22 protein-coding genes are annotated in these 24,047 nt (G+C 73.8%); 8 read left to right on the forward strand and 14 right to left on the reverse strand.

Translation table 11 applies throughout. The features are described from left to right. Positions 1-5: 5 nt before the first annotated feature. Complete coding sequence (locus K7787_RS14820) at positions 6-611, reverse strand: TetR/AcrR family transcriptional regulator (RefSeq protein ID WP_223001660.1); 606 nt, start codon at positions 609-611, stop codon at positions 6-8. A gap of 96 nt (positions 612-707) precedes the next feature. Between K7787_RS14820 and K7787_RS14825 the strand changes: the two genes are divergently transcribed. Next, positions 708-1,634, forward strand: a complete 927-nt coding sequence (locus K7787_RS14825; RefSeq protein ID WP_223001661.1) for an NAD(P)H-binding protein — start codon at positions 708-710, stop codon at positions 1,632-1,634. Between the two features lie 90 nt (positions 1,635-1,724). Here the strand turns inward: K7787_RS14825 and K7787_RS14830 are convergent, their stop codons facing one another. Further along, positions 1,725-3,203 (reverse strand): glutamate-cysteine ligase family protein, encoded by a 1,479-nt coding sequence (locus K7787_RS14830; protein WP_223001662.1) that lies wholly within the window; start codon positions 3,201-3,203, stop codon positions 1,725-1,727. A 332-nt stretch (positions 3,204-3,535) separates the two neighbouring features. On the opposite strand from K7787_RS14830, the gene K7787_RS14835 reads away from it, so the two are divergent. After that, the gene (locus K7787_RS14835; protein ID WP_223001663.1) at positions 3,536-4,216 is read left to right on the forward strand and encodes a pyridoxamine 5'-phosphate oxidase family protein; all 681 of its coding nucleotides are present in this window, start codon (positions 3,536-3,538) and stop codon (positions 4,214-4,216) included. A 107-nt stretch (positions 4,217-4,323) separates the two neighbouring features. On the opposite strand, the gene K7787_RS14840 is transcribed toward K7787_RS14835, so the two are convergent. Beyond that, positions 4,324-5,589: a cytochrome P450 family protein gene (locus K7787_RS14840; protein WP_223001685.1), complete on the reverse strand. Its 1,266-nt coding sequence runs from the start codon at positions 5,587-5,589 to the stop codon at positions 4,324-4,326. Between the two features lie 304 nt (positions 5,590-5,893). Then, on the reverse strand, positions 5,894-6,847 hold the full coding sequence (locus K7787_RS14845; protein WP_223001664.1) for a M28 family metallopeptidase: 954 nt from the start codon (positions 6,845-6,847) through the stop codon (positions 5,894-5,896). 345 nt (positions 6,848-7,192) lie between these two features. Between K7787_RS14845 and K7787_RS14850 the strand changes: the two genes are divergently transcribed. After that, positions 7,193-7,699, forward strand: a complete 507-nt coding sequence (locus K7787_RS14850; protein ID WP_019979963.1) for an SRPBCC family protein — start codon at positions 7,193-7,195, stop codon at positions 7,697-7,699. Positions 7,700-7,872: 173 nt separating this feature from the next. Here K7787_RS14850 and K7787_RS14855 read toward each other — a convergent pair whose 3' ends face one another. Further along, complete coding sequence (locus K7787_RS14855) at positions 7,873-8,859, reverse strand: DUF4232 domain-containing protein (protein ID WP_223001665.1); 987 nt, start codon at positions 8,857-8,859, stop codon at positions 7,873-7,875. A 225-nt stretch (positions 8,860-9,084) separates the two neighbouring features. Between K7787_RS14855 and K7787_RS14860 the strand changes: the two genes are divergently transcribed. Continuing rightward, positions 9,085-10,323, forward strand: coding sequence for a cellulose-binding domain-containing protein (locus K7787_RS14860; RefSeq protein ID WP_223001666.1), 1,239 nt, complete (start codon positions 9,085-9,087; stop codon positions 10,321-10,323). A gap of 111 nt (positions 10,324-10,434) precedes the next feature. Here the strand turns inward: K7787_RS14860 and K7787_RS14865 are convergent, their stop codons facing one another. Further along, entirely contained in the window at positions 10,435-11,040 is a 606-nt protein-coding gene (locus K7787_RS14865) for a TetR/AcrR family transcriptional regulator (RefSeq protein WP_009192506.1), read from the reverse strand. Between the two features lie 141 nt (positions 11,041-11,181). Between K7787_RS14865 and K7787_RS14870 the strand changes: the two genes are divergently transcribed. Continuing rightward, complete coding sequence (locus tag K7787_RS14870; RefSeq protein ID WP_223001667.1) at positions 11,182-11,847, forward strand: peroxiredoxin-like family protein; 666 nt, start codon at positions 11,182-11,184, stop codon at positions 11,845-11,847. A 54-nt stretch (positions 11,848-11,901) separates the two neighbouring features. On the opposite strand, the gene K7787_RS14875 is transcribed toward K7787_RS14870, so the two are convergent. The 5 genes from K7787_RS14875 to K7787_RS14895 all read right to left on the reverse strand — a co-directional run bounded on the left by K7787_RS14875 (position 11,902) and on the right by K7787_RS14895 (position 17,637). Then, positions 11,902-12,891, reverse strand: coding sequence for a CAP domain-containing protein (locus K7787_RS14875; RefSeq protein WP_223001668.1), 990 nt, complete (start codon positions 12,889-12,891; stop codon positions 11,902-11,904). 388 nt (positions 12,892-13,279) lie between these two features. Then, complete coding sequence (locus K7787_RS14880) at positions 13,280-13,642, reverse strand: ArsR/SmtB family transcription factor (RefSeq protein ID WP_009192509.1); 363 nt, start codon at positions 13,640-13,642, stop codon at positions 13,280-13,282. A 198-nt stretch (positions 13,643-13,840) separates the two neighbouring features. After that, positions 13,841-14,215: a roadblock/LC7 domain-containing protein gene (locus K7787_RS14885; protein ID WP_009192510.1), complete on the reverse strand. Its 375-nt coding sequence runs from the start codon at positions 14,213-14,215 to the stop codon at positions 13,841-13,843. Between the two features lie 204 nt (positions 14,216-14,419). Beyond that, the gene (locus K7787_RS14890) at positions 14,420-16,906 is read right to left on the reverse strand and encodes an ABC transporter permease (protein ID WP_223001669.1); all 2,487 of its coding nucleotides are present in this window, start codon (positions 16,904-16,906) and stop codon (positions 14,420-14,422) included. Then, positions 16,900-17,637, reverse strand: coding sequence for an ABC transporter ATP-binding protein (locus K7787_RS14895; protein ID WP_223001670.1), 738 nt, complete (start codon positions 17,635-17,637; stop codon positions 16,900-16,902). The genes K7787_RS14890 and K7787_RS14895 overlap by 7 nt, the downstream gene beginning before the upstream one ends. Positions 17,638-17,940: 303 nt before the next feature. Here K7787_RS14895 and K7787_RS14900 point away from each other — a divergent pair, with 303 nt between their 5' ends. Together K7787_RS14900 and K7787_RS14905 are read left to right on the forward strand one after the other, a co-directional pair. Continuing rightward, positions 17,941-19,230, forward strand: coding sequence for a sensor histidine kinase (locus K7787_RS14900; protein WP_223001687.1), 1,290 nt, complete (start codon positions 17,941-17,943; stop codon positions 19,228-19,230). After that, entirely contained in the window at positions 19,230-19,862 is a 633-nt protein-coding gene (locus K7787_RS14905) for a response regulator (protein WP_223001686.1), read from the forward strand. Before K7787_RS14900 ends, K7787_RS14905 begins: the two co-directional genes overlap by 1 nt. A gap of 66 nt (positions 19,863-19,928) precedes the next feature. Here K7787_RS14905 and K7787_RS14910 read toward each other — a convergent pair whose 3' ends face one another. Further along, positions 19,929-21,608: an APC family permease gene (locus K7787_RS14910; RefSeq protein WP_308036359.1), complete on the reverse strand. Its 1,680-nt coding sequence runs from the start codon at positions 21,606-21,608 to the stop codon at positions 19,929-19,931. Between the two features lie 325 nt (positions 21,609-21,933). On the opposite strand from K7787_RS14910, the gene K7787_RS14915 reads away from it, so the two are divergent. Then, positions 21,934-22,620 carry a hypothetical protein gene (locus K7787_RS14915; RefSeq protein ID WP_223001671.1) on the forward strand — a complete coding sequence of 229 codons (687 nt, stop codon included), beginning with the start codon at positions 21,934-21,936 and terminating at the stop codon, positions 22,618-22,620. A 25-nt stretch (positions 22,621-22,645) separates the two neighbouring features. On the opposite strand, the gene K7787_RS14920 is transcribed toward K7787_RS14915, so the two are convergent. Then, positions 22,646-23,107 (reverse strand): DUF3237 domain-containing protein, encoded by a 462-nt coding sequence (locus K7787_RS14920; protein WP_223001672.1) that lies wholly within the window; start codon positions 23,105-23,107, stop codon positions 22,646-22,648. A gap of 2 nt (positions 23,108-23,109) precedes the next feature. Further along, on the reverse strand, positions 23,110-23,967 hold the full coding sequence (locus K7787_RS14925; RefSeq protein ID WP_223001673.1) for an ABC transporter ATP-binding protein: 858 nt from the start codon (positions 23,965-23,967) through the stop codon (positions 23,110-23,112). Positions 23,968-24,047 lie beyond the last annotated feature (80 nt).

Consider the following 24,047-nt stretch of genomic DNA (forward strand, 5'->3'; position numbering starts at 1 on the left):
GTCCGTCACGGCCCCTGACGAGTGGAATCGAGGGAATCCAGCCAGGCGAGGAGCCGGGCGCCCTCGCGGCTCATGACCTCCGGGTCGCGCAGGGCGTTGGCCAGCAGCGACATGCCCTGGTAGCCGGAGACCAGGGTGAGCGCGAGGCCGTCCGGGTCGGGCAGGCCCAGCGCGCGGAACTGGTCCGCGGCCCAGTCCAGCAGCCGCCGGATCACCGCCCCGGCCGCCATGTCGAGATCGCCGTCGGCCCGCTTGTCCAGCTCGACGGCGAGGGTGCCGGTGGGGCAGCCGTGTTGCGCGGCGAGATCCCGTTGCCCGACCCATGCCTCGACCAGCGCCTTGAGCCGGTCCCGCGGGTCGGGCAACCGGTCCAGCCGGCCGGTGAGTTCGTCCAGGTGCGCGCTGTGCTGGGACAGCGCCGCCCGGACCAGGTCGTCCTTCGTCTTGAAGTAGTAGTACACGTTCCCGACAGGGACGTCGGCCGCGCGTGCGATGTCGGCGAGGGTGGTGCGCTCGACGCCCTGTTCGTGCAGGACGCGGGCGGCCTCGGTCACGAGCCGCCGCCGCTTGTCCGCCGCCGCCCGTGCTCGGGGCGTCACTGAGTCAGTCACCCGACTGACTATAGACAACCGCGACGGCGGCGTACTACGGTCCTCCACGTTAGTCAGTCGACTAACTAACTCCTTCACCGAGTTCAGGAGGCCGCGATGATAGTGGTGACAGGTGCGACGGGCAACATCGGACGGACGCTGGTGCCCCTGCTGGCCGCCGCGGGCGAGGACGTGGCGGCCGTCTCGCGCGGCCTCCGGCCCGCCGAGCCGGCCGGAGCCGAGCCAGTCGGGGCCGAGTCGACCGGTGCCGAGCACGCCGGGGCCGACGAGGGCGTACGCCGGGCGCGGGCCGCCGGAAGAGTCCGCCATGTCCAGGCCGACGTGGGGGACGCCACGACCCTGCGCCCGGTCCTCGACGGCGCGGACGCCCTCTTCGTGCTGCTGGGCGGCGAGCTGAACAGCCACGGGGAGAGCCCGCACGCCCTGCCGACGGCGGCCGCGGACGCCGGGGTGAAGCGGATCGTCCTGCTCTCCTCGCAGGGCAGCGCCACCCGGCCCGACGCCCCCTCGCACACCCGGTTGCGCGCGTTCGAGGCGGCCGTGCGCGCGGCCGGACCGGACTTCACGATCCTGCGCCCGGGCGCCTTCGCCTCCAACGCCTTCGCCTGGGCCGAGTCGGTGCGCACGCGGCGCACGGTGCACGCCCCGTTCGGCGACGTGGCGCTGCCGGTGATCGACCCGGCGGACATCGCGGAGGTCGCGGCGGCGGCGCTGCGCGAGGGCGGCCACGCGGGCCGTACGTACGAACTGACCGGTCCGGAGGCCATCAGTCCGCGCGAGCAGGTCGCCGTGCTGTCCGCGGCCCTGGGCGAGGAGGTGGCCTTCGCCGAACTCACCCGCGAGGAGGCCCGCGCCCGCATGACACACTTCATGCCGGAGGAGGTCGCCGACGGCACCCTGGACATCCTCGGCGCCCCACTGCCGTCCGAACAGAGGGTCAGCCCCGACGTACGCGACGTCCTGGGCCGCCCGGCCCGCCCCTTCGCACAGTGGGTGGCGCGCAATCTGCCGGCCTTCCGGTAGCGCCCGCGACGGGCGGGTGTGCGGCGGCGTCGGCTGCGGACGGGGCAGCGGTCGTGACCGGAGCGTGGGGCCTACGTCAGTCCACGGCCGTCAGTCCACCGGCCACGTGTGCACCGGGGCGTTGAGGTGCATGTACTCGATGTACTGCTCCGTCATCCGGCGCAGCGACTCGTGGCGGCCGGAGCGGGTGGTGGCCTCCAGGCGGTGGAACATCTCCTTCTGCCAGACCGCGCCGTTGCGGCCGGTGACGCAGCGCTGTTCGATCACGCCGAGCAGCGGTTCCCGCCAGGCCTCGTCCATGCCGGACAGCTCAAGACCGCGGTGCGCCATCGGCAGCAGGCGCCGCAGGACGAGTTCGGCGACCGGCACCTCGCCCATGCCGGGCCAGTACAGGCGTCCCTCGATGCCGTGCCGGGCCGCCGTGTGCAGGTTGTCCTCGGCGGCCGAGAAGGACATCCGCGACCACACCGGCCGGTCCTCCTCCACCAGGGCGCGGGTGATCCCGTAGTAGAACGCGCCGTTGGCGAGGGTGTCGGCGACGGTCGGGCCGGCGGGCAGCACCCGGTTCTCCACCCTGAGGTGCGGTTTGTCCTGGGCGATGGCGTAGACCGGCCGGTTCCAGCGGTAGATGGTGCCGTTGTGCAGGGTCAGCTCACCGAGTTCGGGGACGTCGCCGCGGTCCAGGGTCTCCCCGGGGTCCTGGTCGTCGCAGAGCGGGAGCAGGGCCGGGAAGTAGCGCAGGTTCTCCTCGAAGAGGTCGAAGACGCTGTTGATCCACCGCTCCCCGAACCACACCCGGGGCCGCACCCCCTGCACCTTGATCTCCTCGGGGCGGGTGTCCGTGGCCTGCTCGAACAGGGGGACACGTGTCTCGTGCCACAGCTCCTTGCCGAACAGGAACGGCGAGTTGGCCGCCAGCGCCACCTGGACGCCGGCGACCGCCTGCGCCGCGTTCCAGTAGCCGGCGAACTCCTCGGGGGAGACCTGGAGATGGAACTGGGTGCTGGTGCACGCCGCCTCGGGCGTGATCGTGTCCGCGTACGTCCGCAGCCGGTCCACGCCGTCCACCTCGATGTGCAGGTCCTCGCCCCGGGCGGCGAAGACCTGGTCGTTGAGCAGCCGGTAGCGCGGGTTCTCCGAGAGCGCGGCGTGGCCGGCGTCCTCCTGGCGCAGCGTCGGCAGGATGCCGATCATGATCAGATGGGCGCCGACCGTCCTGGCCCGGCGGTCCGCGTGGTTGAGCGCGGCCCGGATCTCGGACTCCCAGGCGTCGGGGCCGCCGGCCGTCAGCCGGCGCGGCGGGATGTTGGTCTCCAGGTTGAACCGACCCAGCTCGGTGGACCAGGCGGGGTCCGCGATCGCCTCCAGCACGTCGCTGTTGCGCATCGTCGGCTCCGCCCGGTCGTCCACCAGGTTCAGCTCGATCTCCAGCCCGACCTGCGGCCGCTCGGACTCGAACCGGGCGTCGCGCAGCATCTGCGCGAGCGCGTCGAGGCACTCCTGCATCTTGATCCGGTAGCGGCGGCGGTCCTCACGGGTGAACACCAGCGCCGGGACGTCCCGTCCCATCGGGCCTCCCGGGGGCCTCTCGACGCACATCCTCCACACCTCAGCGTCCCACCACCTCGGGACCTCGACCACGCGGCGGGACGGGCCCAGGCGCCGCCGAGGAGATCTCCCTTGGCGTGCTCGGTGCGGCGACTGAATTCGTCGTCGTGGACAGTCGCAACGACGTTTTACGTAAATGTGTGGTGCTGGTGCGATGGAATCAGTAGGGTTTCCGTCGCTGTCCCCGTCGTGTGCGCGGGTGGCCCGGCCGTGGCGGTCCCGGCGGCCGGACCGGCTGCGTCGGTCGTGTCCGCTGCGTCGGCCGTATCGGCCGTGCCCCAGAGAGGTGCCCCATGGACTCCGGTTCCCCGGAACGGCGGCTGCCGGTCACCGAGCGGACGCGGCACCGCCGGCTGCGGCAGCAGGGCAGCCTGGACCGCGACCGGCTGGACGCGATCCTCGCCGCCGGCTTCGTCTGCCACCTGGGCGTCACCGTCGACGGCGCCCAGCTCGTGGTGCCCACCGTGTACGGCTCCGACGGCTCCACCCTGTACTTCCACGGCTCGGTCGCCAGCCGCAGCCTGGTCGCGTCACCCGAGGCCACGGTCTGCGTCACGGTCACCCACGTCGACGGTCTCGTCCTGGCCCGCTCGGTCTTCGAGCACGGGGTCAACTACCGCAGCGCCATGATCTTCGGCGTCCCCCGCGCGGTCACGGACCCCGAGGAGAAGCTCGCCGGTCTGCGCTGCCTGACCGAGCAGGCCGCGCCCGGCCAGTGGGACTACGCCCGCCGCCCCACCGCCAGGGAACTCGCCGCGACGGCCCTGCTCGCCCTCCCGCTGGACGAGGCGTCCGTCAAGATACGTACCGGCGCCCCGGAGGACGGCGACGGCGAGGACGCCCGGCTGGGCCTGTGGGCGGGCGTCCTGCCGTTGCGTACGACATGGGGCGAGCCGGAGCCGGACCCGCTGCTGCCCGAGGGCGCCGAGGTCCCCGCCCATCTCGCGAAGCGGGCCGGCGCTCCGGCCGGCTGACCGGGCAGGCCCGCCCGGTGCGCGTCCGGGTCCGCGTCGGGTCCGGGTTCCGGTCCGCGTCGGGTCCCGGTCCGCGACCGGGGTCCGGGTTCGGGGCCGGGTCCGGGTCAGTGGGACGTGGGACGCAGGTGTACGGGGAGGGTCTGGTGGCCGTTGCTGATGAGTGAGGGGTAGGGCCGCAACGTCTCGGCGGGCACGGCGAGTTCGAGGTGCGGGAAGCGGTCGAAGAGCAGCCGCAGGGCGGTGGTGACCTCGATGCGGGCGAGGGGCGCGCCGAGGCAGAAGTGGACGCCGTGACCGAAGGCGAGGTGGTCCTTCGACGCCCTGGTCGTGTCGAAGACGTCGGCGGTCGGGCCGTGCCAGTCCGGGTGCCGGTTGGCGGCGGCGTAGGAGGCCAGGATGGCTTCGCCGCGGGCGATGACCTGTCCGTCGGGCAGCGGGATGTCGGTGAGGGCGTAGCGCAGCGGGAGGTGTTTGACGGCCGGCTCGTGCCGCAGCGTCTCCTCGACCACGTCCGTCCAGCTCGTGCGCCCGGTCCGGAGGTGGGCCAGGTGTGCGGGGTCGGTGAGCAGGGCGGTGACGGCCTGGTCGATGACGTTGACGGTCGTCTCGTAGCCGGCGCTGATCATCAGCAGCAGGGTGTCGCGCAGTTCGGCGGCGGACAGGGTGCCGCCGTCGCCCTCCTCGTCGCGGGCGGCCAGGAGCAGGCTCGTCATGTCGTCGCCGGGGGCGCGGCGCTTGGCGGCGATGAGCAGGTCCAGCGCCGTGTAGAGGGCGGCGGTGTTGGCCTCGGCCTGCGCGACGGTGAGCGTGGTGGTGAAGACCCCGTCGACCAGTGCGCGGAAGTCCTGGCGCTGGTCGTGCGGTACGCCCATGAGCCCGCCGATCACGGCGATCGGCAGCGGGCGGGCGAGGTGTTCGCGCAGGTCGACCGGTTCCGTGGCGGGCAGGGCGGCGAGCCGGTCGAGGAGCGAGGTCACGGTCGCCTCGACCACGGGGCGCAAGGCCTCGATGCGGCGGGCGCTGAAGGCCGGCGCGATCATCCGGCGCAGCCTGCGGTGGTCGGGGCCGTAGGCCGTGAACATGTTTCTGGCCGTCACCCAGAGGGCGAGCGGCCAGCTGGCGACCGCCTCGGCGTAGGCCGGCCAGTGCGCCGCGGCGTCCTTGGAGACCTCCGGGCTGGTCAACAGGCTTTTGAGCAGGGCGGGTTCGGTGACGGCCCAGGCGGTCACGCCGAGGATGTCCACGCGGGCGGCCGGACCGCGGGCGCGCAGGGCCCGGTGCTCGGCGTGGTGGCCGGAGCCGGTGGGGTCGAGGACGTACGGCGACCGGGATGACGGCTGGTACGGCGACTCGGATGACGGATCGGGCAACGGCTGGGGTGACGGCTGGTACGGCGCTGGCTGCTCGGTCACGAGTGCGGTCTCCTTCGGCGGGCGACTGCGTACCGGGCCGCGACGGGAGGGGGTGGGGGCGCGTCCCAGCGGATGGCTACCCCGACGGGCGACCGGAGCAATCGACTCCGAGTGGAGGGAAACCGGACAATCTGTACCTCGTGTCGCCGGCCGGCGGTCGCCCCGGCCCGGCGGGGGGGGGGCGGGGCTACCGCGATCGCGCCGTACCGGCCCGGCTCCTGTACGGAACCGGGCCGGAACCGAGCCCGAGGAAGCCGGTCGGCTACGCGGACAGTGTCCACACCGCGTACGCCATCGCGTCCGCGTTGCGGTTCAGCGCCGTGTCGTCGATGTTGGCCGAGGTGTCACAGGACGAGTGGTAGCAGCGGTCGAACGCCACACCGGCCGTACCGCCCCATTTCGCGGCCTGCGCCGAGGTCTTGATGTAGTCCGCGCCGCTGAAGACGCCGCCCACCGGTATGCCCGCGTTCTTGAAGGGCGCGTGGTCGGAGCGGCCGTCGCCCTCGGTCTCCGGCTCGGTCGCGATGCCGAGTCCGGTGTAGTAGTCCTTGAGCGTCTTCTCGATCGTGGGGTCGTCGTCGTAGACGAAGTAGCCGGGGTTGGGCGAGCCGATCATGTCGAAGTTGAGGTAGCCCTTGATCTTGGCCCGGTTCGTGGTGGACAGGCCGCTGACGTAGTTCCGCGAGCCGACCATGCCCAACTCCTCCGCGCCCCACCAGGCGAACCTGAGGTGTTTGGCGGGCTGGTAGCCGGTGCGGGACACGGCCAGCGCGACCTCCAGGAGCGCCGCCGAACCGGAGCCGTTGTCGTTGATCCCGGGCCCCGCGGCGACGCTGTCGAGGTGGGCGCCCGCCATGATGACCCGGTTGGCGTCGCCGCCGGGCCAGTCGGCGACGAGGTTGTAGCCGGTGCGGCCCGAGGCGGTGAACTGCTGGACGGTGGTGGTGAAGCCGGCCGCCTTCAGCTTGTTCTGCACAGAGGTGAGGGAGGCCTGGTAGCCGGCGCGCCCGTGGGCGCGGTTGCCGCCGTTGGCGGTCGCGATCGACTGCAGTTGCGCCAGGTCGGCCTTGACGTCGGCCACGGCGATGTCGGGCGCGGCGGCCGCCGCCCGGGGCGCCGGGGCCGCGGCCCCGGTCGTGGCGCCGCCGGCCAGCAGCACGGCGGTCGCGGCGGCGACGGCGCAGGCGGGCCTGCGGAGGCGAACGGAGTGTGTCATGTGGGGCTCCGTCTGTTCGAGGTGGAGGCATGCAGCAGGCGGGACCGGCGGGGAGTGCCGGAACCCTGGTGCATGACATGTCCACGATCTATGTGGGGTGCCTGGGATCGTGGCGGGGCCACCGGTCCCCGGTCAAGAGCGGAAACCGGACATGCGTGTCCGCATAGCGATCCCGGTGGCCGCCCCGCACGCCCCGCCCCAGATCGGCCGGGACGCGGATCCCGGCCCGGTTTCGGACACGGAGTGGTAAAGCCCCGTCTGCCGGGTACTCGCGGCACTGCCGAGAGCCGATCGGCGGGCCTCTGGTCCGCCGCGGCCGATCGACGAAACTGGAGGCACCTGTTCATGAGCACGGTCAAGGAAACGGTCGAAGTCGACGTCCCCGTCCGCATCGCGTACAACCAGTGGACGCAGTTCGAGTCCTTCCCGAACTTCATGGAGGGGGTCGAGGAGATCAGGCAGCTGGACGACCGCCACAACCACTGGGTGACGAAGGTCTCCGGCGTCAAGCGGGAGTTCGACACCGAGATCGTCGACCAGCTCCCCGACGAGCGGATCACCTGGCGCACGACCAGCGGCGACACCCAGCAGAGGGGCACGGTCCGCTTCGAGCGGGTGGACGACGGGCACACCCGCGTCGAGCTCGCGATGGACATCGAGCCCAGCGGCATGGCGGAGAAGGCCGGCGATCTGCTGGGGATCACGGACCGGCAGATCAAGGGCGACATGAAGCGCTTCAAGGAGTACATCGAGAAGCGCGGCGGCGAGTCCGGCGCCTGGCGCGGCCGGATCACACCGGGCGAGGCGGACGCCGGCGGGACGTCCGGCGGGTTCTCCGGTGGAGGCTTCTGAGTCCCCCGACGTGTGTGACTGACGGCTCGTCAAGTCCGGGGTCTACGCTCCCGGCTTGACGGGCCGCTTCGCGCGGCGAGGTGACGGGTGGGCGGGTGCCGCGAGGCGTCCGCGGCGGGGCAGAGCGAGGCGTCCGCGGCGGGGCAAGCGAAGCGTCTGCGGCGGGGCCGCCCTCAGCGGGAGGCGTCGTCCCGCTGCCAGGCGCCGACGCCCAACTTCCCCGTCGTGCCCAGGTCCAGCTCCGGCGTCACCGTCACCGCGGCGGCGCCGGGCTTCGCCACCACCCGCACATAGGGCGCGTTGACGGGCTCGCCCATCTCCGTGGTGTTGCGCCACACCAGCCCGGCGTGCGCCCCCTCCCCGGGCCGCAGCGCCAGGGGCCGGGGCGTGTCGTCGGCCCCGGTGCCGAGGGCGATGGCCCCGCCCCCGTGCAGGATCCGTACGCCCTCGACCGGCTTGTGCTCCTCGTCGAACAGCTGGAGCTGCGGATAGCCGTCGAGGTGATACGTGTGCGTGCCGCAGTTCACCAGGTGCAGTCCGACGACGCGCAGCCCCATCGCGGCGTCGCCCCGGTCGGCGTACACGCGCACCCCCGACGCCGGACAGGGTCCCGTCTCGCTGGGCGCCTCGGCGGAGGGGACGCTCCTGACCTTGACGATCCGCACCTTCGTCGGCTTTCCGGCGTCTCCGGGCAGCGTGCCGACGTCCGTCAGCGAGACGGCGCGCCGTACGGTCCGGCCGGGTTCGACGGACGCCACCGTCGTCTGGGCACTCGTCAGCGCGGTACCGGTGTCCGACAGCAGGAAGTAGGTGACCGTGTAAGTGGCCGTTCCGGCCGTGTGGTTGGTGATCTCGAGGACCGGGCAGCCGGCCGGGCCGACGAGTTCGACGCCCTCCCTCGCCGTCGCCGTACCGCCGGAGGAGGCGTCCGGCGCCGCTTGCCCGGGTGTTGAGGTGTCGGGCCCGGTGTCGTCGGTCGCCGACCGGCCGGCGGGTGTCGCGGAGGCGCCGCAGGATTCGCCCGAGGTCGCGGACGCGTGCGGCGACGCCGGGCCGGGGTCCTGTGCGCCGGCGCGCTGCGTACCGCACGCCGTGAGGAGCAGTGCGCCCGCGAGGGCGACGGCGGCGGGCAGGGCCAGGGGGAGAGGGGCGCGGCGCATGGGGTCAGTCGATCAGGCGGGGACCGCCTCGGCTGTGACCTGGGTCATACCCGCCGTCACAGGGCTGTCACAGCCGGGTGCGGCGCGCTCGGCGGTCGCTACCGGGGCGTACCGCGTTTACATCGGTCTGCGGGGTCGCTACCGTGATGCTCGATGGGAGCGCTCCCAAGGCTTCCTCTGCTTGTCATGCTCTGATCATTCAGTGGTGCAGAAGGAGAGCGGACGGTGACGAGGACGGTTCGGCCGCCGGGCAGGCGGGAGTTACGGGTGGCGGCGCTGCTGGCCGTGGTGGGCGCGCTGCTGGCGGGCCTCGCCGGCTACGGCGTGCGCGGCACCGCTCAGGCGGCGGACGGCGGTGCGGCGTGCCGGGTGTCGTGGACGGCCGACCAGTGGGCGGGCGGCTTCACCGCGCAGGTGTCCGTCACCAATCTCGGCCCTGCGGTGAGCGGTTGGGAACTGCGGTGGACGTTCGACGCCGGTCAGCGGGTGACCTCCGCGTGGAACGCCCGGGTGAGCCAGAGCGGTACGGCGGTCACCGCCGCGAACCTCGACTACAACGGGTCGCTGGCGACCGGCGCCGCCGCGAGTTTCGGCCTCCAGGGCACCTGGTCCGGCGCCCATCCCGTACCGGGTGACTTCACCTTCAACGGCGTTCCGTGCGACGGGGGTTCGGGGGCGAGTCCGACGCCGTCGGGACCGTCCGGGAGTCCCTCGCCCACACCGTCGGGGCCGCCGTCCGGGAGTCCCACGCCGCCGCCCTCGGGCAGCCCCGCTCCGGGATGCGGCGACGCGGCGGTGTGCTCCGGTTTCGAGGACCAGACCGGGAGCGCGCCCTCGGGCGCCTGGACGGTCGTGTCGCCCGACTGCGACGGCTCCGGCAAGGCGACGGTGGACACCTCGGTCGCCCACACCGGAAGCCGCTCGGTGCGGGTGGACGGAGCCGCCGGTTACTGCAACCACGTCTTCGTGGCCACCACGAAGGACGTGTCCACGGTGGGGCCCGTGGTGTACGGCCGGGTGTGGGTGCGCCACACCACGCCGCTGCCCGCCGCGCACATCGCCATGATCACCCTGGCCGACGCGCGCGACGGCGGACGCGACCTGAGGATGGGCGGCCAGAACGGCGCGCTCCAGTGGAACCGCCAGTCCGACGACGCGACCCTGCCCGCGCAGAGCCCGGCGGGCGTGGCGCTGAGCACGGAACTGCCGACCGGGCGCTGGGTGTGCCTGCGGTTCGCCGTCGACACCACCCGGCAGGCCATGGACACCTGGCTGGACGACCGGCAGATCGCCGGACTGCACGTGGACGGCGTCCCCACGCAGGACATCGACGCGCAGTGGCTCAGCCGCACCACGGCTCCCCGGCCCACCACCTTCCGGCTGGGGTGGGAGAGCTACGGCACAGGCGACGACACCCTCTGGTACGACGACGTGGCGCTCGGCTCGACACCACAGAGCTGCTGAGCGTGGCGGCTGTTCGCCGTCGGTGTCGTCATGGCCGGCCGGCTCCCGGTGCGCGGGGGCCGGCCGGCCTGGCCTGTCCGGGGCCGCCGGTCGGTCGCGGGTCCGGGGGCGTCAGCTCGCCGCGGCGATGGCGCCGAGGGAGGCCAGGGTCGCGGTGACCGTCCGGTACAGCGCCTCCGGGTCGGCTCCGGAGCGGGAGCGCAGGTTGACGCCGTAGGCGAGCAGGGCCAACAGCTCGGCCGCGCACTGGAGTTCGGCGTCCCGGGGGAGCTGGCCGCGGGACTGCGCGGACAGGAGCGCGGCGTGCAGGGCGCCCAGCAGGTGCTGGTGGTGCCCGTCGAGGAGGCGCAGGACCTCCGGGTCGTCGTTCTCGGTGCGGGCGGCGTGCGCGTTGGTGATCATGCAGCCCCAGCGTGCGTACTCGCCCGAGCAGCGGACCTCGATCAGTCCGGCGAAGAAGTCGGCGACGGCGGGCAGTCCGCGCCCGTCCTGGGTCAGGCGCTCGAAGGCCGGTTCGGAGTGGGTCCGGACGTAGCGCCGCAGCGCGGCGAGGTACAGGTCCTGTTTGCCGCCGAACGTGGCGTACAGGCTGGAGCGGTTGAGGCCGGTGGCCGTCACCACGTCCTGGATGCCGGTCGAGGCCGCGCCCTGCCGCCAGAACAGCCGCACCGCCGTGTCCAGGGCGGCCTGCGGGTCGAAGTGCTTGATGTCCGGCACGCGCCCCTCCCATCTTGAAACGAGGGTTCCAAGATAGCGCGCCCGACCGCTACGCTGACAGCAATCTTGGAACGGTCGTTCCGAGATCCGGTTTTCGCTGCCCTGCCACACCCGTGCCCCGACCCGCCGGAGGATGCCCCGATGAGCCTCGAAGCCGAACTGCGCGCCTTCTCCACCGCCCGCCGGCCTCAACTGCCGCCCGAGGCGAGGGAGATCATGGACCGCGCCGGGCGGGACCTGGCCGCCTCCGGACAGGCCGGCCGGGCCTTGACCGTGGGCGCCCGGGCCCCGCGCTTCACCCTGCCGTCCGCGACCGGGCACCCGGTGGCCCTGGACGGCCTGCTCGCCGAAGGCCCGGTCGTGCTCACCTTCTACCGCGGCGCCTGGTGCCCGTACTGCAACCTCGCTCTGCGCGCCCTGCAGCAGCGCCACGGGGAGTTCGCCGAGCGCGGCGCGCGTCTGGTCGCCGTCTCACCGCAGGTCCCCGACGAATCGCTGAGCCTCGCCGAGAAGCACGCCCTCGCCTTCGACGTCCTCAGCGACCTCGGCTCCGACACGGCCGGGCAGTACGGCCTCGCCTTCGACCTGCCGGACGACCTGGCCGCCGTCTACGACCGGTTCGGCTTCGACCTCCAGCGCGTCAACGGCGGCCACGCACGTACGCTCCCGCTGCCCGCGACCTACGTCATCGACCGCGCCGGAACCATCCGCTGGGCCTTCGTCGACCCCGACTACACCCAGCGCGCGGAACCCGCCGACATCCTCGACGCGCTCGACGCGCTCGAAGCGCGCCACTCCCTCGACTGATGCCCGACACCCCGCGGGCCGTGCCTCAACAGGCCGTGCCCCGACGGGCCGTCCTCAGCGCGCGGTGCCGAAGTCCTGCGTCCAGTAGGAGCCGGGCTGCGCCAGGCCGACGCCGATCTCCTTGAAGGAGCAGTTGAGGATGTTCGCCTTGTGGCCGGGGCTGCCCATCCAGCCCGCCATGACCTGCTCCGGAGTGGCGTAGCCGTAGGCGACGTTCTCGCCGTAGCTGCTCCACACGTAGCCCGCGCCGGTGATCCGGTCGCCCGGGGCGGAGCCGTCGGAACCGGTGTGCGACATGTTCTGGTGCGCGGCCATGTCCTCGCTGTGCGCCTGCGCCGCCTTGGTGAGCGACGCGTTCACCGTCAGGGGCGAGCAACCGACCTTCGCGCGCTCGGCGTTGACGAGCTGCACGACCTGCGCGACGGCACCGGAGGCCGGGGCCTGAGACGCCGGCGAACTCGGCGCGGCGGCGGTCGCGGAGGGAGTGGCGGACGGGGCCGCGCTGGTGGCCGTCGCGGCGGGCGCGGCCGGGGTGGCCGCGGCGGTGGCCGTCGCGGCGGGCTTCGGCGCGCTGGGGGAGGCGCTCGGCCGGGGCTTGGCCTTGGGGTGGGGAGCCGACGGGTGCCGCTTGTGCGCCGGTGCGGCCGCCTTGGCCTTCGGCGCGGTGGCGTGCGGCACGGCGGCGTGCGGCGCGCTCGCGACGGCGCCCGGCGTCCGCGGCGCGGCCGGGACGGTCGGCACCGGTGCGCCCGGCACGGCCGGCGGCGCCGGTACGGCGGGAGAAACCGGCACGGTGGCCGAAGTCATCGCGGTGGGCGCCGTGCTCGCGCTCACGTTGCTCTGGCGACTCAGCGCGGCCTGCGCCCACCAGGCCGCCCCGCTCTCCCGGTCGGTGAGCTGCGACCCCGCGGGGGCCGCCTGGTCCGTCGTGCCGCCCGGCCAGTCGCCGCAGGCCAGGGCGACGGACGGGATGCCGACGGCGCCGACCGTGGCGACGGCGATGGCTATCCGCCGGTAGTACTGCTTCTTACGGTGCTTGCCCATGCGTGACCTCACTCGGTGGTCGCCGCACGCCCGCATACGGCTCGCTCGTATGCAATGGCTTGTGAACTGCGGCGATGCCTTGTGGGTCGTCATTCTTAAGACGCCTTCACACGCAGCGCAAAGGGCCCGGCTACTACCGCCCCTCGTAGACCGGCACGGCCCTTGCGGAGGCCGGGCGGCCCGTGCTGCCCCGGTTCCCGCGCCTCGCGCACCGCCCTGGCTACCCGTCAGGAAGCCGCCATGGTTTGCAGAAGCGATGACTTCGCCGAGGGTGCGGAACGTCCCGGTCGCATACCCGGCGCGCGTCCGGATCAAGCCGGACAAGTCCCCCATGTCGGCAGTGCGGCCACTACTACTCCGAGGGCATAGATCGCGGAACCGCTGTGACTCATGTCACGGAACGCAGGGGGTCCGGTGAGGCATCGTCCGTCTGGCGGAGTTCGGCGAGGAGTTCGGTGCGGCCCACCAGCAGCTCGGTGAGGATGCGGCGGGCCGCGCGCAGCAGTTCGGCGACGTCGCCGCCGGCCAGCTCGTAGCGGACCGTGGACCCCTCCCGGGTGGACACGACGATGCCGGAGCGCCGCAGCACGGCCAACTGCTGGGACAGGCTGGACGGTTCGATCTCGATGTCGGCCAGCAGATCCCGCACCGGCACCGGGCCGTGCTGGAGCAGTTCCAGGACCCGGATGCGCACGGGGTGCCCGAGCATGCGGAAGAACTCGGCCTTGGCCTGGTAGAGGGGGACCTGCATGAGTGCTCGCTCCCTGCCGCGTCGCGACGGTCCGGATCAGGGGCGGCGCCCCGGAGGGCGCCGCCGCGGAAAGTGCCCCGCACAGCCCATCCTTCTCGGCCCCGGCCGGGCGCATCCACGAGTTGGGATCATGCTGATGTGGTGACTTGAAGAAGTCTTCACATCATGGGCGCGCGTCGGCCGGGCCCCGGAAGGGCGCTAGATCTCCAGCTGCTCCTCGACCCGCTTGAGCTGGTGGCGGGCCATCGCGAGGTTCGAGCGCGACTTGTCGAGGACGAGATAGAGGAACAGGCCGTTGCCGTTGCGCCCGGTCACCAGGCGGATCAGGTGGTACTGCGCACCGAGGGTGATCAGCACGTCCTCGATCTGGCTCTGCAGGCCGAGCTGCTCCATGGTGCGCACCTTGGCGCGGATCACGTCCGTGTTCCCCGCCGCGGCGATGGTCAGGTCCAGGTCCTTGCCCCCGCCCAGGGTGCCCAGCGCCATCCCGCTGGTGTAGTCGACGACCGCCGCGCCCAGCGCCCCCTCGACCGCGGTCATCATCTCCTTCAGCGACACTTCCACACTCGCCATGGTGCCTCCCCTTGATCGTCGACTGGTCGCCGGAGGGGACGGGCGCTGCCGCTCCGTCCCCGGGGACGGCCGACGCCGTCCCGACCGGTGACCGCACCGTAGGCTTGTCCGACCGGCGTTCGAGTGACGGTCTTCGGTAATGACCTGTGTTGATCGGAGAGCATCGAGAGGAGATCGGTCTGCGACCGCAAGTGACGCCTGGTGTCACTCCCGTACGCCCGCGAGGTCTACCGCCCGGCGGCGCAGGACGAGCGCGGCGGGGACGACCGAGGAGACCACCGCGAGCACCGCGCAGGCGGCGACGGCCTCGCCGACCGCGGCCCACGGCAGCTCGATCGCGCTCCGCACGGACAGCAGCCGCAGCGCACCCCACATACCCGCCAGATTCAGCCAGGCGACCGCCAGCCCGAGCGACGCACCCACCGCGACCACCGTCAGCGCCTCGGCGCCCACCAGTCGCAGCACCTGCCGGCGGGTGGCCCCGGCCAGCCGCAGCACGGCCAGGTCGCGCACCCGGTCGGAGGTCGCCATGACCATCGTGGTGGCCAGGGAGACACCCGTGTAGAGGAGGGCGATGCCGAGGACCAGCAGGAAACCGAGCCGGGTCGTACGGTCGGCGTGCGGGCGCGTGGCCCGCAGCCACTGGGACTCGGTGCGCACCTGACCGCCCGCGGCGCGCACCGCCGCGCGCAGACCGGCGGCCACCGCGTCCGGGTCGGCGCCGTCGGCGAGGGCCACGTCGACCCGGTCGACACCCGCGCCGGGAGCGTTGCGCGGGGTGACGTAGACACCGTTGCCGCCGGTGCCGGTGGTCATCACCGCGGCGATCCGCAGCGTCCGCTCGGCGCCGTCGCCGAGCCACACCCGCACCCGCTGCCCCACCGTGTGCCGCTGCCACTCCTCGTTGACGATGATCGAGCCGTCGTCCAGGTCGCCGGCCTTCCCGGCGGCCAGCGGCAGCCGGGCGGTGGCCGCGAGCGGGCCGGGCTCGGCCGCGCGCGCCTCGGACCGCACGAGCGCCACCCCGTCCTCCAGCACGTAGACGGCCCCGGCCGAGGTCGGCGACACTGTCGCACCGGGCACCTCGCGCAGCCGCGCCACGGTCGCCGCGTCGAAGGCCGCGCCGCCCCGCGGGGTGACGACGAAGTCGGCGGTCGTCCGCGCCCGTGCCTCGGCGGCCTTCGCCCCGTTCAGCGTGGCGGTCGCCCCCAGCAGCGATCCGGTGAGGGCGACGGTGACCAGGACGGGCGCCGCGACGGCCGCGGTGCGCCGGACCGCCGCGGCGGCGTTCTCGCGCACCAACATGCCCACGGCTCCGGGCAGTCGGGCCGGCAGCCAGGCCAGCAGCCGGGTCAGCGGGCGCACCACCAGCGGGGCGAGCAGCGCCACCGCCGTGATCAGCAGCATGGGGCGGCTGGTGGAGGACTTGCGGTGCAGCAGGTCGCCCGGGTCGCCCGCCAGCGCCAGACACAGGGTGACCGCGGCGGTCAGCAGCAGCGCCGCACCGGCCAGCAGACGTCCCGGCGTCATCGTCCGGCTGTCCACGGACGCCTCGCGCAACGCCTCGGCGGGACCGGTCCGCCCGGCCCGCCGGGAGGCGGCGACCACACCGCCGAGGGCCGCCGACAGACCGGTCCAGAAGGCCAGTTGGTACGGCCAGGTGTGAGCGCCCACGGTGAACCAGCCGGGCGCGAGTCCGGCCTCGACCACCCGGGCGGCCAGCAGCGGCGCGCCGTAGGAGCCGAGCAGACAGCCGGCGGCCGAGGCGAGGACGCCCACCCCCAGCGCCTCGGCGACCACCATCCGGCGCAGCTGCCCGGGAGTCGCCCCGACGGTGCGCAACAACCCGAACTCACGCCGCCGTTGCGCCACGGCGAACGCGAAGGTCGACGCCACCACGAACACCGACACGAAGGCGCTGACGCCACCGGCCGTGCCGAACAGGGCGTTCATCGCGGCGACCGCCTCGGCGTCGCGGTCCGGATCGGCGTCGGCCTCGCGGCGCGCGTCACCGGTGAGCACCTGCACACCGTCTACGCCGCGCACCGCCCGCCGTACCGCCGCCGGATCGGCGACCACGACCAACTGCAGTACAGAGGGGGCGAGTTGCGCGGCACGTGCGTCGGTGCAGAAGACGGCGTCCTCGAAGCCTCGGGAGCCGGCGCTCCCCGAGGCGCTGGCGCTGCGCACCGTCCCCACCACCCGCAGCACCCCCCGGTCGGTCCGCACCGCCTCGCCCACCCGCGCCCAGTCCCCGCTGATCGCCACCTCGTCGGGCGCCGTCGGCGCACGCCCCGCGGTGAGGCGGTACGGGGCGAACGCCGCGACGGACCAGGGGTGGCCCACCAGATCGCCGGGCCCGCCGTCCGCCACCCGCACCGGGAACGTCCGGTCCACCACCACGGGACCGAGCCGCCCGAGCCTCGCCACGGCCCCGGCGGTCAGGGCACGCGGCTCCGCGAGCTTCTGGGTGCGCACACCCGCCGGAGTGCGCACCCGCAGGGTGTCCGCCCCCTTCACGACGACCGGCGCCGCCGCGAACCGCTCGGGCCCCCGGCGGGGCGCGTCCAGCGAGGACGCCAGCACCAGTCCCGTCACGGTGAGCAGCGCGACGCCGAGCGACAGCGCGACGAACGCGCCGGTGAAGGTGGTCCAGCGGGTGCGCAGGGTGCGCAGCGCGACGCTCAGCACGGCAGCGCCTCCAGCCGGGTCATGCGCGCGGCGATGCGGTCGGCGTCCGCCCCGGCCAACTCGCCCTCGACACGCCCGTCGACGAGGAAGACCACGCGGTCGGCCCAGGCCGCGGCCACCGGATCGTGGGTCACCATGACGATCGTCAGGCCCTCGCGGTCCACCATCGCGCGCAGCAGCGCCAGCACCTCACGCCCGGTGCGCGAGTCCAGGGCGCCGGTCGGCTCGTCGGCGAACAGCACCTCGGGCCGGGTGATCAGGGCGCGGGCGAGCGCCACACGTTGCTGCTGGCCGCCGGACATCTCCGTCGGCCGGTGCCGCGCCCGCTCGCCGAGCCCGACCTGCTCCAGCACCTCGCGCACCCTGGCCCGCGCGGGACGGCGGCCGGCCAGCCGCAGGGGCAGCGCCACGTTCTGCTCGGCGGTCAGCGACGGCAGCAGGTTGAACGCCTGGAAGACGAAGCCGATGCGGTCCCGGCGCAACAGGGTCAGTCTCGTCTCGCCGAGTTCCGTCAGCTCGGTCCCGCCGACGACGACCGAGCCGGAGGTCGGCCGGTCGAGTCCCGCCGCGCACTGCAACAGCGTCGACTTGCCCGAGCCGGACGGCCCCATGACGGCGGTGAACGTCCCCCGCGCGAAGGCGAGCGACACCTCCGCCAGGGCCGTCACGGCGCCCTCGCCCGTCCCGTACCGCCTGCTCACGGAGCCCAGCCGGATCGCGTCGTCGCTCATCTTCCCTCACTCATGTGTGCGTTCGCCGACGCCTCCCAGCGAACCGCCCGAGGGCGCCCCGGCGCAGTGCGGCAGGACCGAGAACCGGAGGACGGGCAGGACGGAGGAGGGAGGTACCGCGCACCCGAGCACCGGGATACGGCAGGACCGACGAGCGGGGTGGGGGCGGGACCGAGGCCGGGGGTATGGCCTGCCCCACCCCCTTCCTCCCCTTGGACCCATGGCCTCGCCCCCGCCCCGCCTCCTACGGTGATCCCCATGCAACCGGCGATCCCCGCGCACCCCCGTACCGTCTGGCAGGCCATGCGCCGCCCCGGCTTCGTGCTGTCGTCGTGGCCGTGGCGCTCGGCGGCCTACCTGCTCACCGGCGCGGTGATGGGCGCCCTCGCCCTGGTGGGGATCGTGACCGCCGCGGCGGCCGGCGCGGTGCTCGCCGTCGTCCTGGTGGGACTGCCGCTGCTCCTCCTCACCGTCCTCGCCGGTCTTCCGCTGGCCTGGGCGGAACGGCGCCGGCTCCGCCTGGTGGACCTCGACCCGGCACCCGACCGGCACACCCCGCCCGCCGGCGCCGGACTACGGGCCTGGCTCTCCACGCGGCTGCGCGAGCAGGCGACCTGGCGGGAACTGGGGCACGCCCTGCTCTTCGCGGTCCTGCTGTGGCCGGTCGACGCCCTGGCGGTCACGGTCGCGCTGCTGTGCCCGCTGTCCCTGGTCGCAACCCCCTTGCTGCTGGCCACGGTCGGCGACGGCCGGGAGACGAAGGTGCTCAAGGCGTGGCCGGTCGACACCTGGCCGGCCGCCCTCGGCATCGCGGCCCTCGGACTGGTCCTCCTGGCCGTCGGCGTGTACGTCCTCGGCGTCGCGGCCGGCGCCCGCGCCGAGCTGACCCGGCTGCTGATCGCCCCGCGCGGCGGCGACCTGGACGCGCGGGTGGTCGAACTCACCCGCTCCCGCGTGCGGTTGGTGGACGCCTTCGAGGCGGAGCGGCGGCGTATCGAGCGCGATCTGCACGACGGCGCCCAACAACGCCTGGTCGCCCTGACGATGAACCTCGGACTGGCCCGGCTGGACGCACCGCCCGGCCCCCTCGCCGACCGGCTCGCCCAGGCACACGGCGAGGCGGGGCGGGCGCTGGCCGAACTGCGCGAGCTGATCCACGGAATCCACCCCAAGGTGCTGGCCGACTACGGGCTCGAGGCCGCCGTCGCCGACGCCGCGGACCGCTCCCCGGTGCCCGTCGACCTCGACCTCCAACTGCCCGCCAGATTCCCGGAGTCCGTGGAGGCGGCGGCGTACTTCGTGGTCCGTGAAGCGCTCGCCAACGTCGCCCGGCACAGCGGGGCGAGCCGCGCCCGGGTCAGCGGCGGCCACCGCGACGGGCGGCTGGTCCTGCGGGTCGGCGACGACGGCCGGGGCGGCGCGGACGTCTCGGCCGGAACCGGTCTCACCGGGCTCGCGGACCGGGTGTCGGTCCTGGATGGCAGACTCTCCCTGTCCAGCCCGCCCGGCGGACCGACCCTGCTGACTGTGGAGTTTCCTTGCGAACCCTGCGAGCCGAGCGAACCCCGCGAGCCGACCGGCCGCTGCGCGTAGTGCTGGCCGAGGACAGCGTCCTGCTGCGGGAGGGGCTGACCGGTCTCCTCGACCGCTGCGGCCACCGGGTCGTCGCGGCCGTCGGCGACGCCGGGGCGCTGGTCGCCGCCGTCGAGGAACACGCACCGGACATCGTCGTGACGGACGTCCGGATGCCGCCCGGCTTCCAGGACGAGGGCCTGCACGCGGCGGTCCGCCTGCGCGAACGCACCCCCGCCCTGCCCGTGCTGGTCCTCAGCCAGTACGTGCAGCGGGCCTACGCCGCCGAACTCCTCGACTCCGGCGACGGATCGGGCGTCGGCTATCTGCTCAAGGACCGGGTCGGGCAGGTCGAGGAGTTCGTGGCCGCGCTGTGCGAGGTGGCGGCCGGCGGCACGGTCGTGGACCCCGAGGTCGTACGGCACCTGCTGCGCCGCCGCCGCGACCCGCTGGAACGGCTCACGCCGCGCGAGCGCGAAGTCCTCGCCCTGGTCGCCGAGGGCAGGTCGAACGGCGCGATCGCCCGCGAACTCGTCGTCTCCGAGGCGGCGGTGGGCAAGCACATCGGCTCCATCCTCACCAAGCTGGACCTGCCCCCGGCCGACGACACCCACCGCCGGGTGCTGGCCGTGCTGGCCTATCTACGGGCCTGAGTCACGCGGTGAGTCCGTAGTCGAACCGGACGCGGTGGGTGTGAGCGAAGCCGAAGGCGACGCACCCTAAACCCCCGAGCCCCAGCGCGAGCCCGGACCCGGACCCGCACTCGGACCCGCGTCGGGACCCGCGTCCCGACCCGCCAGCCCCCCGCCCCCCGGCCGCCGGGACTCCCGCAGCCACGCCGTGCCCGCGCGCACCGCCCAGAAGAACACCGCGAACGCCGACGCCGCCACCGCCAGCGAGTCCCACGGCGCCGGCAGCCGCCCGGAGCCGCCGAACGAACCGAGCCAGGACAGCACGGTGAGCAGGACCAGGAACACCACCAGCCAGGCCCCCGTGCGCAGTTCGGCGGCGAGCGGCCGGCCGGCCATGGCGGTGCGGTGCATCCCGAGGAACACCAGCAGCCCGACCAGCACCAGCGGCAGCGCCAGCCGCAGATCGTGCCAGCCCGACCAGTACACGAACTCCGCCGCCACCACGAAGCTCACCGGCGCGATCCAGCGCAGCCCCGGCACCCAGCCCGCCGTGCCGCTGTCCGGATCGGCCAGGAACACCGCCGCCGCCACCGCCGAGGCCGCGTAGATCAGCAGATACATGTCGCCCATCACGCTCACGATGTCCTGCCAGCCGCCGAACGGCAGCAGGAACACCACGATCACCAGCAGGTTCAGCACCAGCGCCCGGCGCGGAATGCCCGAGCGCGCCTCCACCGCCATGAACCAGCGGGGCAGGGTGCCGTTCTTCGCCAGCGCGTAGGTGTGCCGGGCGTCCAGCGCCACCCCGACGTACGCCGAGCCGCCGGGCGAGACGACCGCGTCCGCGTACAGCAGCGCCGAGAGCCAGTGCAGGTTGAGCAGCAACGCCAGCTGCCCGAACGGGGAATCGAAGTCGACGCCGTGCCAGCCGTGTCCGAGCAGGCTCTCGGGCACCGTGAACAGGAACGCGACCTGGAGCGCGAGATACATCAGCACCGCCAGACCGATGCCGGCCAGCACCGACGCGGGGACGGTGCGCCGGGGATCGCGGGTCTCGCCGGAGAAGTCCAGGGGCGCCTGGAAGCCGTTCACCGAGTACACGATGCCCCCGCCGGCCAGCGCCGACAGACAGGCGGCGTACCCGTACGGCGCGAACCCGCCGTGGTCGGTGAGGCGTCCGGAGTGCCAGCCGGACGCCAGCAGCGCCACCACCGTGACGACCGGCACCGCGATCTTGAACACGGACAGCAGGTTGTTCAGCCGCGCGAACAGCCGCACCGCGAACCAGTTCAGCGTCGTCAACAGCACACTCAGCGCCGTCGCCACCCCCAGCCCGGTGGCGGTGAGCGAACCGCCGCGGTAGATGCCGGGCAGATAGTGCCCCGCGTACTGCATGATCGCGCTGATCTCCGCCGCGGTGCCGCCCACCGACAGCAGCACCGACCAGCCCACCAGCGTGCCCACCAGCCGCCCCGAGGCGTACAGGGGCCAGCGCACCGTGCCGCCGCCCTCGGGCCGGGACGCGCCCAGCTCGATCATCACCAGCGCCACCAGGACGCACAGCAGCCCCGCGGCCACCCACGACAGCAGCGACGCCGGGCCCGCCGTCTGCGCCGCGTACATCGCCGCGAACAGCCATCCCGAGCCCACGATGTTGGAGAACGCGATCGCCGTCAGCGCCCAGAAACCCAGGTCCCGGCGGAGCCGGTGCTCCTGCGTCAGGGCCGCCGTGATCGCGCCCTCGCCGGCCGGCAGGTCCTGCGGCACGCCACCGCCTCCTCAGCGTCGTCGTACGTCCGCACGAGACTAACGGGCGGGACGGGACGCACGGCGGTGCGGCGCGACGGCTGTACAGCGGTGCTACGCGACGGCTGTGCGACCGCGCGGCGCGACGGCTGTACGACCGCGCGGCGCGACAGCCGTACGACCGCGCGGCGCGACGGGCCGTACGCGCCGAGGCGGCCCCCACGGCCGCACGGGAGGCGGCCCCCGGCGTTTCCCGGCCGGGCGTCACCGGGCACACCCACCCATGGCGGCGCGAGCCGAAGTGCCGCGCGCCGCGCCGGGGCGGGACTCGGGGGAAGAGGGCGCGATGGGCGCATGGCACGGGCGACTGCCGGCCTGGCTGCGGATCCTGGTGCTCGCGGCCGCGGTGACCGGACTGATCGGCTGCGCGCGGTGGGCGGGCGAAGCGTACGACGGCGCCGTGGCCTACCGCCGCGCACCCCTGTGCACCGGCGCGCCCGGCCCCGACTGCGTGGCGCGGGTGACGGGGACGGTGATCGACACGGCAACCGGCGAGTCCTGCACCACGGACTCCGACGGCGTCCGGTCCTGCACACCGTACTACCGGCTCCGGGTCCGCTACGGCGACCGGACGGCGTGGCGCGACGTCGGCCACGGCACCTACGAGGACACGCACCGCGGCGATCCGGCGCGGCTGCGCACCTGGCACGGCGCGGTGGTGCGCCTGGAGGTGCGCGGGCACACCGAGACCTACCTCTCGCCGGCCGACCAATCCCTGGCTCTGCGGCTGGCCGCCACCTGGCCGGTCTTCGGCGTGGTGCTGTGGGCCGTGGTGAGCGGCCGCCTGTCGGGGCTGATCGCGTTCCCGAACCTCGGCTGGCTGGGACTGTCCCTGCCGGTGGCCGGGCTGGTGCACGGCGCGCTGTTCGGGGCGAGCATCCTGGAGTGGGTGATGACGGGGATGCTCGCCGCCTTCTTCACCGCGTGGACGGCCATCGGGTGGCGCATGGAGTGGCGGTGGCGGCGGTGGTGAACGCCCCGGACCGCCGCCGAGACCGCTACCGCAGCGCGTACACGCGGATGCTCACCTCGTCCTCCCGCTCCGATCGGGCGAGCCCCACGAAGACTGTCTCGGCGAGCCAGCGGTGGGCGGGCGCGTCCGTGCGGAAGACGGGGGAGGTGCGGTAGTACACACCGGCCCGGGACACCTGGAGGCCGTCGTCGTCCTGGTTCGGGCAGTCCGAACCCTCGTGGTAGTAGCCGCGGTTGACGATGTCGACGACCGCGCCGTCCTCGGCCCGGACGAGGTAGCGCGCCTCCAGTTGGCAGACGCGACCGCGGGTGCTGCTCCAGTCGCCGCCGCCGGCGAGGACCTCGCCGCGCAGCAGGGGACCGGTGACGCTGCCGCCGGTGATCGGCGTGAACTCGGTGATTTCGCCGTCGCCGTGCCCGATGTGCAGGGACGGGGCCAACTCGGCGCGGATCTCGAAGGCGTAGGTCAGGGCGGGAGCGAAGGGCATGGTCATTCCTCCTCTTGACGGGGGCGATCGCGGTCGCGGCGGCGGGGCTTCCAGCCGCGGCGGGGCACGGAGTCGATCAGGCGGCGGGTGTACGGCTCCTGGGGGTCGCCGAGCACGGCGGCGGTCGGGCCGCGCTCCACGATCCGGCCCCGGTGCATGACCACCGTCTCCTCGCACACGTGCCGCACGATCCCGAGGTCGTGGGTGATGAACAGGTAGGCGACCCGCGTCTGTTCGCGGATCTCGCGCAGCAGGGCGACGATCTGCGCCTGGACGGAGACGTCGAGCGCGGCGACGGCCTCGTCCAGCACCAGGACGCGCGGTCGTACGGCCAACGCGCGGGCGATGGCGACCCGTTGGCGCTGGCCGCCGGACAGGGCGCGGGGCAGCGAGCGGGCCTGCCGCGCGTCCAGGCCGACCTGGTCGAGGAGTTCGGCCACGCGCCGCTCCAGCGCGGCCCCGCGCAGCTCGGTGTGCAGGGCCAGCGCCTCGCCGACGCAGTCGCCGACCCGCTGCCGCCGGTCCAGCGAGGAGTAGGGGTCCTGGTAGACCATCTGGACCTCGCGGGCCTGCCGTCGGCGCTCGGCCGCCCGTACCCGGCCGGGCGGCCGGGCGCGCCCGCCCCACCGGACGGTGCCGGCGGTGGGCGTCTCCAGTCCGGCGATCATGCGGGCCGTGGTGGTCTTGCCCGAGCCGGACTCGCCGACCACGGCCAGCGAGGCGCCCGCCGTCAGCACCAGGCTGACGTCGTCCACGGCGGTGAAGTCGCCGAAGCACTTGCGCAGCCCGCTGACCTCCAGGACCGGCGGGCCGGTGTCGGGCTCCCGGACGGGCGGGCGGGTGCCGGGTGCGTCAGACATCGTGCGCGCTCCTGTCCGCGACGCTCGCCGCCGCGCGGGTGTCATGGGGGAAGTGGCAGGCGGCGACGCCGTCGCCGACG

It is taken from the genome of Streptomyces sennicomposti (assembly GCF_019890635.1).
In the GTDB taxonomy this organism is placed as follows: Bacteria; Actinomycetota; Actinomycetes; order Streptomycetales; family Streptomycetaceae; genus Streptomyces; species Streptomyces sennicomposti.

Bases quoted from the DNA above. Each gene is read 5' to 3' on its own strand.
- K7787_RS14825 (WP_223001661.1), top strand. From the start codon at position 708: ATGATAGTGGTGACAGGTGCGACGGGCAACATCGGACGGACGCTGGTG.
- K7787_RS14830 (WP_223001662.1), bottom strand. From the start codon at position 3,203: ATGGGACGGGACGTCCCGGCGCTGGTGTTCACCCGTGAGGACCGCCGC.
- K7787_RS14835 (WP_223001663.1), top strand. From the start codon at position 3,536: ATGGACTCCGGTTCCCCGGAACGGCGGCTGCCGGTCACCGAGCGGACG.
- K7787_RS14845 (WP_223001664.1), bottom strand. From the start codon at position 6,847: ATGACACACTCCGTTCGCCTCCGCAGGCCCGCCTGCGCCGTCGCCGCC.
- K7787_RS14850 (WP_019979963.1), top strand. From the start codon at position 7,193: ATGAGCACGGTCAAGGAAACGGTCGAAGTCGACGTCCCCGTCCGCATC.
- K7787_RS14855 (WP_223001665.1), bottom strand. From the start codon at position 8,859: ATGCGCCGCGCCCCTCTCCCCCTGGCCCTGCCCGCCGCCGTCGCCCTC.
- K7787_RS14870 (WP_223001667.1), top strand. From the start codon at position 11,182: ATGAGCCTCGAAGCCGAACTGCGCGCCTTCTCCACCGCCCGCCGGCCT.
- K7787_RS14875 (WP_223001668.1), bottom strand. From the start codon at position 12,891: ATGGGCAAGCACCGTAAGAAGCAGTACTACCGGCGGATAGCCATCGCC.
- K7787_RS14880 (WP_009192509.1), bottom strand. From the start codon at position 13,642: ATGCAGGTCCCCCTCTACCAGGCCAAGGCCGAGTTCTTCCGCATGCTC.
- K7787_RS14885 (WP_009192510.1), bottom strand. From the start codon at position 14,215: ATGGCGAGTGTGGAAGTGTCGCTGAAGGAGATGATGACCGCGGTCGAG.
- K7787_RS14895 (WP_223001670.1), bottom strand. From the start codon at position 17,637: ATGAGCGACGACGCGATCCGGCTGGGCTCCGTGAGCAGGCGGTACGGG.
- K7787_RS14900 (WP_223001687.1), top strand. From the start codon at position 17,941: ATGCGCCGCCCCGGCTTCGTGCTGTCGTCGTGGCCGTGGCGCTCGGCG.
- K7787_RS14915 (WP_223001671.1), top strand. From the start codon at position 21,934: ATGGGCGCATGGCACGGGCGACTGCCGGCCTGGCTGCGGATCCTGGTG.
- K7787_RS14920 (WP_223001672.1), bottom strand. From the start codon at position 23,107: ATGCCCTTCGCTCCCGCCCTGACCTACGCCTTCGAGATCCGCGCCGAG.
- K7787_RS14925 (WP_223001673.1), bottom strand. From the start codon at position 23,967: ATGTCTGACGCACCCGGCACCCGCCCGCCCGTCCGGGAGCCCGACACC.